Source organism: Streptomyces sp. NPDC056486, assembly GCF_042795295.1.
Taxonomy (GTDB): Bacteria; Actinomycetota; Actinomycetes; order Streptomycetales; family Streptomycetaceae; genus Streptomyces.
Map to the genome: position 1 here is coordinate 1 of NZ_JBHTSF010000269.1, position 7,662 is coordinate 7,662.

7 protein-coding genes and 1 pseudogene are annotated in these 7,662 nt (G+C 64.9%); 6 read left to right on the forward strand and 2 right to left on the reverse strand.

The genetic code is table 11. The features are described 5' to 3' along the window. The first annotated feature begins 814 nt into the window (after window positions 1-814). Together ACFQ7F_RS44515 and ACFQ7F_RS44520 are read left to right on the forward strand one after the other, a co-directional pair. Window positions 815-1,402, forward strand: a complete 588-nt coding sequence (locus ACFQ7F_RS44515) for an RNA polymerase sigma factor (protein ID WP_383285041.1) — start codon at window positions 815-817, stop codon at window positions 1,400-1,402. Continuing rightward, a complete protein-coding gene (locus ACFQ7F_RS44520) occupies window positions 1,402-2,097 on the forward strand; it encodes a hypothetical protein (RefSeq protein WP_383285044.1) in 696 nt (231 codons plus the stop codon). The genes ACFQ7F_RS44515 and ACFQ7F_RS44520 overlap by 1 nt, the downstream gene beginning before the upstream one ends. 96 nt (window positions 2,098-2,193) lie before the next feature. Here the strand turns inward: ACFQ7F_RS44520 and ACFQ7F_RS44525 are convergent, their stop codons facing one another. Further along, entirely contained in the window at window positions 2,194-2,457 is a 264-nt protein-coding gene (locus ACFQ7F_RS44525) for a hypothetical protein (protein ID WP_383285047.1), read from the reverse strand. Window positions 2,458-2,959: 502 nt separating this feature from the next. Between ACFQ7F_RS44525 and ACFQ7F_RS44530 the strand changes: the two genes are divergently transcribed. The 3 genes from ACFQ7F_RS44530 to ACFQ7F_RS44540 all read left to right on the forward strand — a co-directional run bounded on the left by ACFQ7F_RS44530 (window position 2,960) and on the right by ACFQ7F_RS44540 (window position 4,959). After that, window positions 2,960-3,253 carry a hypothetical protein gene (locus tag ACFQ7F_RS44530; protein WP_383285049.1) on the forward strand — a complete coding sequence of 98 codons (294 nt, stop codon included), beginning with the start codon at window positions 2,960-2,962 and terminating at the stop codon, window positions 3,251-3,253. Window positions 3,254-3,405: 152 nt separating this feature from the next. Further along, window positions 3,406-3,870 carry a hypothetical protein gene (locus tag ACFQ7F_RS44535; RefSeq protein WP_383285052.1) on the forward strand — a complete coding sequence of 155 codons (465 nt, stop codon included), beginning with the start codon at window positions 3,406-3,408 and terminating at the stop codon, window positions 3,868-3,870. Window positions 3,871-4,455: 585 nt separating this feature from the next. Continuing rightward, a complete protein-coding gene (locus ACFQ7F_RS44540) occupies window positions 4,456-4,959 on the forward strand; it encodes a helix-turn-helix domain-containing protein (RefSeq protein ID WP_383285055.1) in 504 nt (167 codons plus the stop codon). Between the two features lie 458 nt (window positions 4,960-5,417). On the opposite strand, the pseudogene ACFQ7F_RS44545 reads toward ACFQ7F_RS44540, so the two are convergent. Further along, window positions 5,418-6,630: pseudogene (locus ACFQ7F_RS44545) on the reverse strand (IS701 family transposase). Between the two features lie 166 nt (window positions 6,631-6,796). Between ACFQ7F_RS44545 and ACFQ7F_RS44550 the strand changes: the two are divergent. Further along, window positions 6,797-7,201: a type II toxin-antitoxin system PemK/MazF family toxin gene (locus ACFQ7F_RS44550; RefSeq protein ID WP_383285057.1), complete on the forward strand. Its 405-nt coding sequence runs from the start codon at window positions 6,797-6,799 to the stop codon at window positions 7,199-7,201. The last annotated feature ends 461 nt before the right edge of the window (window positions 7,202-7,662 follow it).

Here is a 7,662-nt window from a genome sequence, read left to right on the forward strand (position 1 = left end):
CATCGCCACCCGTTACGAAAAAACCGCGACGCCCTTCAAAGCCGCCGTCACCCTGGCATCAACACTCCTCTGGCTCCGCCCACTTTGAAGACACGACCTAGCCCGTCCACGCACCGGCTTCCACACACCCGGATACTCGGCGGCGTGATCAACGAGTACAGATATGTAGCCTGACCAGGGGCGATGGGTTTCCGAACGGCACAGAGGGCCAACCCGAATTTGGCCCCCGCCTCACCCCAAGAGGAGACCACAGATGAGCTTCGGCGAGATCACCACCACCGACCGCAGCAATGCGAAGGGGACCCTTGTCGTCGACGTCGACGTCGACTTCGACAGGGACTGACGGAGCACCGTGGAGAGCGGGCCCCTGTCCGGAGTTGGGCGGGGCTTGTCATGCACCCGCAAAGGCACCCGCCAGACATAGTCAAGCCTCGTTTATGCCAAGCAGTGATGGGTGGCATAAAGCGCGCACGGCAGACCGCGCGCAGGAATAAATGCCTAGGTCAGCGGGCCGTGGCACACCGCGGACCAGAGCGGCGGCGAGACCTAGTTGAGGTCTGTCCTACCCAACGGGTGGCAGAGACTTGCGGTCCCGCGCCGCCGCGTGGCGCGCTTGTTCGAAGTGGCCCACCTGGGAGTGGTCGAACGCAAGCTACTCACTGGTCGCTTGAGGTGATCAAGTAGTCGCCTTTAGTAAGATTCTCTTGTTTTCGCGTAGACGTTTGAAGCTTCCCGTGCGGCGTTAGGGGGGAGGGTCGCAGGCTCTCCACCGCGCAGCGCTCATCTGCACGGTGCCCATGGGCTAGGAGTGCACTTGGACGGGCCCGTCGCCATGGCGACTCAGCGGTTGAGGGCAGAGCTGCCTCTCAAGTTGGAAGTGCCCTTCGAGGCCTTCACCCGCCAGATGCGGGTCCCTTACCAGCACTATCTGTCCAGCAAGCTTGCCTCAGCCAGCGAGGCGAGGGAGGAGCTGAACGCTTTCTTCCTGAAGTTGCACGTTCGATGGCAGACGGTGCTCCGAAGTGAGAACGTCACTGCCTTCGCCTGGAAGATGCTGCACGACCACGCTGTCGATGCCCTGCGGAACAGGGACCGCCGGCCCGTCCCGATGGACACGGCCTTCCTGCCGGTGCACTCGTACTGGGCAGTGGAGTGCGATCCGATCGACGCCCTGCTGACCCGCCTGGACATATACCGGGCCCTGCAGTTGCTGACTCCAGGACAGCGGGAGTGCTTCTGGCTCCGGCACGTCCTCGGATACACGGCTGTGGAGATTGCGGACCTGACTGGCAGAAGTGCCTCAACGGTCCGTACTCATCTGCAACATGCAACCGAGGACCTCAAGGAGGCGCTGATGCCTGATGAGGGCTGGGGTATGCCGGCTCCAAGGAAGGAGTCCTGATGACATTCGCCGACGTCCTGGCAGGGGTGGAGCTTGACCTCCCTGCGTACACCCTGGCGCAGCAAGAAGAAGACGACCGGCAGCTCCACCTGCTTATCGCCGCGGCCGTGCTGCAGCGCGAAGTCGCGGAGAATCTTCGAGTACGCAGCTGGCTGGTGCCGGCCTCTTCCGAGTGCACGGCACTGCTCATCGAGGACGGCCCGGCCGACGCGGCTGACCGCGACAGGGCGCACGAGCGTGCCGCGGACGACCTGACCGCTCTGTGTGAACTGGTGATTAGGCACAGCGACGCCGAAGAGAGCCTGATGACGTTCGTGGAGACGCCAGGTGAAAGCCAGGGCGCCCTGGTCTTTGCCTGCTTGCTCCAACTGTGCGGGTACGTAAGGAACGCCCGCTTCTGGTGGGCCTTCGCAGCCGGCGCGGGCAGCAACACCGCTGCCTACTGCCTGTTCCTGGACGGGCTCCTACTCGATCGTGCAGAAGAAGCGGTCCATTGCTACGAGAGCCTGGGCGGTGCCGACTTCATCCACGACCAATCTGACGACCCTCCCCACTACTGGGGAATGGCCATGGGGATGAGTCGTGAATTTGCTCAGCACATCGAGCAGATCAGCCACGAAGACTTCGGTGTCATCGCGCTTCCCGGCCCGGGCCTGCCTGCCAACGTCGGAAGACGACAGACGAGTATCAGATGAGGACTCAGCAGCCCGGAGGCACAGAAGGGTGCGCCGCAGGAACTGCTTGCGCCCTCGGATGCGACGGAAGCCGACTTCGGTCGACGGGTTCAGAGATCAGACGAGCCAGAGCTGACGGACTGTCTTGCCGTCCGGGGACTTGAGCAAAACGTCACCACCTTGGGAAGTCTCCTTCTCCACCAGGGCCAGGAGCGCGATCGCGCGCCGAACAGTCTCCGTGATCGAGATGTTCTTGTGCTCCTTGTACCAGCGGAGCTTCTCGGCCGTGTCCTCATTGATGTTGACGCTGAGCCGAGTCACTTGGGTCGTATCACTGGCCGCGGCTGTCGATGCAGCGGCTTCGGTCTGGCGCTCGGGCATGCCAAGGCTCCTTGAGTTCGAATATCACACACGAATAGACCCGCGCATGACCGTCGTCGGGCCCCCACCCTGGCCCCCTAGACCAGGCTTGCCCGACGGCTCATGCAGACGAGTCATCGCCCGGAGCCGCACAGATGAGCGACGCAACACTAATGCGGTCGCTCACGTGTGGTTTCCCCCCACATCAATGCGGAGCCAGGCGCCCGCGTCGGCCAGCCTGCTCGTTTTAGGTCGAGCTTGAAGGGTGTAACGAACTGGACATTTACACATCTCCTCCATCAGACCGGGCGACGCTCGGTTACCGACATAGTGCCTTCACGCGCACTGAGTGTCAAGCAAATCACCATCGGGTGATGCTCGGATACACTTCTTGTGTGTACCCAATGCGTATGAGATCCACACTGAATGTGTAAAAAGATCACATTGTGTGTGGTACCGTTCCCCGCAAGCACCGCTTGGGTGTCTAGCCGCAGGGCGGCGATCACCGGAGGGGACACCCCGAATGGCGAGTCACGAGAACGCAGAGCCAGAGGTGCTGCACGTCCAGGGATTTCTCACACCGCTTCAGGACTGGCCCAACGAACGGCGGCTCGACGTAGTGCCCCAACTCAGCACGCAGCGAACGGCGTTGGCCGAAATCGACCGGTTCAAGGGGCGGGATCGCGCGGCGAGGGTCGTACGTCAGCAGCGCCAGGAGTTCTGCGAGAATATGACCCCCAGTTTTGAGACGACCTATCGCATCGGCGCCCCCAAGGGCGTCATCATCTGCATCTGTAAGCCGGGGGAGCATGAGTGAGCAGTCCGCCGCCGTCTGACGGCGTTTTCTACGAGGACATACCTCCGCTGGAGACAGAGCAGACCTGCGGATTCGGCCCCTCCGTGCCCATAGGGCAAGCACTCAAGTCGTCGGTCATTCCCGTACAGAGACGCACGGAGGACAAGTAGCCGTTGGATCCCTTTCAGCAAGACGAGATGCCCTCCGACCAACCGTTCTTCCGCTTAACTCCTCCGCGGCCCATCACCGCCGCCGAGATCCCGACCACTCCCGCCGCGACCGACACCCCTGGTAACAGTCGGCAGGAGTTCGTTGAAAACGTATTGCCCGGCCCGCTCGGCCCGAGCAGCCGCCTGGGCCCCCTGGTCGAGGATGAATCACCCCAGAGCAGCCAGACTGCAGCCTTCGGCTCGCCGCACGCGATCGACGTGACGCGCCACAAACTGGCGATCGGCATGCTCTGGATGGTCGGCCTCATCGCGGGACTGCCCACGATCACACTGCTGGCCGCACGCTGGACGCACTTCTCCACCGACGCGTACCGCGAAGTGAGCCTCGTCTTCACCCCCGTCGTGGCCCTCACCAGCGCCGCGTTTGGATTCTTCTTCGCCAGCGACGACCGCAACAACCGGCTCTGACACAGCTGCCGCCGGCGGCCCGCGCACCGCTCGACGTGCCGGGCCCGCCGCCTCTCCGGACGCCGTGACTGCCCAGCGAGCCGAACCGTACGCGTGCCAGGTCAGCACGGAGCAGACCTCTCCAGATCGGGTGCTGGGCGGCCTGTCCGCTGTCACCGTTATGCCGGTCTCTGCGACGCGCTAGCGCTCCGCAGCAGGGGGAATGCCGAAGCCGCGGGATCTGTCCGGGCCTGGGAACGTCCTGCACGATCGGTTAAGGGGTAGGCCCGCGCCGAAACGTGTACCTGCCGCTCGGGAATGTTGTCCCGTAAGGCGCCTGGCCTCACCGGCCGGTGAACTATACGGCGCCGCCGAACATGCCGACCGCGGCGCTTGCCAGCGCCAGGAGCCGGTACGGCAAGCGTTGCACGACCATGTGCACATCACCAACGTGGAGTTCGAGGAACGGTCGGTCATCCTGTGCAGCTGACGGGGTAGGCATCTGCTGGCTCCTTCTGGTGAACTCATCCGACTGAGGACAAGGTCACCTCAGAGCGCTGTGGTTGCGTCAGTGGGCAACCACAAGTTGCGTCACGCCGCTGCAACTTGCGCAGCAGGCAATCTCTGGAGAGGGCCCGAGTTGAACGAGATAGAGGAGTCCAGGCTCGCGCAACAGCGGCAGCTCGCGGACCTGGATGGCGGTCTCCACCCGGACCGGCAGGCTTTGCTCAGCGACTGCGCGAGCTGCGTAACCAGAGCGGCATGACGTCCAAGGCCCTGGCCGCAGCTCTGGAGATCGACGAGACCCGGCTGTCTCGGTTTCTCAATGGCACGGCACCCCCGCCGTACAGCATGCAGCTGCCGTCAAGGCTACACAGGCTCCTCGGCGAGATGGGCGTGACCCCGTTTTCTGAAGCGGACCTTCGCGGGAGCCGTGACCCTCACTTTGCGGCAGTGCGTGCGAAGGGGCCGGTAGCTGCCCGTGAGTACGCCCTTCAGGAAGCTGAGGAGGTCAATGCCGAGCAGCACGCGCAGGCCGCTCGCGATCTGACCGCACTCGAAGACGAACTCCGTCAAGAGCGTGCGCGCCAGCAACAGGTCGAGGAATGACTGGACCGGTCGCGAGGGGAGAACCCCAATGAGTACGTCGAGCGCATTCGGCGGCTGGAGACGGAGCGGGACGCGGCTCTCCAACGAGTGGCTGACCTGGAGAACCAGAAGGCGCAGAGCGGAGTGCTGTGAAGCCTGCTGCAGGATGAAGCCCGGCACCTGCGGGAAATGGCAAGGACCACGCAGCATGTGCTCGCCCGTTGGGATAGGGGGACCAGGCTCCTTCATCCCAGCGGGTCCTGGCCGATGATCGCGGCGTAGGGGGCGAGGAGGCGCTCTACAGTAGCTACGGTGCTGGTGGTTTCACGAGAGGTTTCTCCAGCAGGGCGCTGGGGCCGTGTTGTGGCTGAAGGCTTTCGTGTCACGGATGCACGACCCAGCAAATCGCCATGCGAACAGGACTACAGCGTTCCAAGTGCGAACACCGCAGCCAGTACTCCAGCCGTAAATCGTGATCTTCACGTTCGAGCGGCTTGCCGCCGGTAGTGGCTGGTCTGGGATCGGGCCTGGTAGCAGCGTCGCCAGTCGGACCAGCCGAGCCGGTGGACCGGGTCAAAGGCGGGCCGGATGACGAGCGTGATGAACAGCCGTTGGATCTCGTTGCAGGTGAGCGGTATGAGGGCGTCTGGTGCGGGATCGCGGTCGTGTTCGTTCGCGCGGACGACGGCGAGGAAGGCGTGCGCGAGCATGGCCAGGGTGACCTAGCGGGACCAGGACGGGTAGCGGCGGACCTGGTGCTCGTCCAAGGCCGCCAGGCCCTTGCCGGTCGGGAAAGACTCCTCGACCCGCCACCTCGATCCAGTGGCGCGCACCAGGGTGGTCAGCGGCACTGCGGCGGCCGGCGAGTAGCAGCGGTAGTACGCGAGTTCGCTGGTGCTGCGGTTGCGGCGGATCAGCAACTGCCGGCTCCCGGGCCGGGGGTCGGCGAGGTCGATGACGGCCCAGTCGTAGAAGTGGTGGCCCTTGGCTCCGCCCTCTTGGGCACCTTCCTGGCCAGCGTGTCCGCGCGGAACTTCCCGGCGCCTGTGGTGACTTCGTGCGAGCAGGTCACCGCGAGGACGTAGCCGGTGCCGCGTTCTTCCAGCGCGGCGCGCAGCGTCGGGTTGCCGCCGTAGACCTCGTCTCCCGCGAGCCAGGCGGCCCGGTGGCCGGCGTCCAGGAATCGGGTGACATGCGGGCGGCAAGCTGCGTTTTGGTCGCGGATTCGGTCTTGTCACCGAGTCCGGCGGCCCGGCAGCGGTCGGGGTCCGAGGTCCAGGAACGCGGAACATACAGTTCCCCGTCTACCGCGGCGTGTCCGCGGCGGCCGGCGTAGACGAGATAGACGGCGACCTGCGCGTTCTCGATCCTGCCCGCGGTGCCGGTGTACTGGCGCTGGACACCGACGGTGTCGGTGCCCTTCTTCACGTCGCCGGTCTCGTCGACCACCAGAACCGCCTGGTCGTCCCGCAGATGCTCCACCACGTAGGCCCGCACGTCGTGGCGGACCTGGTCGGCGTCCCACTTGGCCCGCCCGAGCAGGTGCTGCATGCCGTCCGGGGTGCTCTCTCCGGCCCACTCTGCGATGGTCCAGCAGTTCTTGCGCGGCAGGTCCGACAGTAGCCCGAGCACCAACCGCCCGACCCGACGTCGGGGTTCGACCCGTGCGAACCGGCCCGCGATCCGGGCCATCAGGCCCTCGAACGCCTCCTGGTAGCGGGCAGGGTCTACGCTGTGACCTGCGGCCACCGCATGATCTTCAGTCTTCACACACCGATGATCAACGGTGGCCGCACCCGTCTCCACAGCGCGTCAGGGTCGCGCAGCGTCTGCCTGCCGTCATGTGTCTGGAGGACTTGTGCAACGTGGCGAAGTCTGGTGGGTCCAGTTCGACGAGCGGAGGTTGGTCGTACTGCTGTCGGGAGAGGACACGTCCGGGATCCGGGTGATGCAGGTCGTCGCTCCGGCGGGCGTCGACATCAGCGGTCTGGGCATCGAAGTGACGGTCGGCGCCGGTGAAGGACTGCCGTTCGAAGGCGTGCTGCGGCTCGCGTTCCCGCGTCCAGGCTCCACCCCGTGCACGTGGCTGACCACTGTGTCCCGGGACGACCTGATAGAGCGGGCGGCCGTTCTGTCCTCCGCGAAGCTCAGCGAGATTGACGACGCCCTCCGACTCGCTGAACAAGCGCAGGAGCGGACCCCGGCCACGACCGCGAAGCTCAGCGAGATAAGGGATGCCCTCCGTCTCGGTGAACTCGGGTAGACGGAGAAGGAGCCGACGCCCGCGACGGCGTGGGCGATCTCGGGCGAGATGATCGACGCTGGCCACCTGCCGCCTCGGCGCCCCTCACCACCGAGATCACGATCTACGGCTGGAGTACTAGGGGTGTTGGCCAGGCTTGAGGGCTTGCGCTGCCGCTGCAGACACCGAAGGAGGAGAGGACCGTGGACCTCGGGTTGGTGTCTCCCTACGCAGCTTCCGGGGCGCCGTCGACCTCGCCGCTGATGTCGTGAGGGCGCGAAGTTCGGCGGGCGAGGGATCTGCCGGATAGGGGCTGGGGGGCACCGTATTTCTGCCTACGGCGTCGTACGGGTGCCAAGGGGGTTTCAGCACTCCGAACCAGAATCGCTGGGGGTCAAGGGGTCGCAGGTTCAAATCCTGTCGTCCCGACCAGCTTTTGCAGGTCGGAGGCCGTTTCTGCCGTTAGGCGGGAGCGGCCTTTT

Bases quoted from the DNA above. Each gene is read 5' to 3' on its own strand.
- ACFQ7F_RS44520 (WP_383285044.1), top strand. From the start codon at position 1,402: ATGACATTCGCCGACGTCCTGGCAGGGGTGGAGCTTGACCTCCCTGCG.
- ACFQ7F_RS44530 (WP_383285049.1), top strand. From the start codon at position 2,960: ATGGCGAGTCACGAGAACGCAGAGCCAGAGGTGCTGCACGTCCAGGGA.
- ACFQ7F_RS44525 (WP_383285047.1), bottom strand. From the start codon at position 2,457: ATGCCCGAGCGCCAGACCGAAGCCGCTGCATCGACAGCCGCGGCCAGT.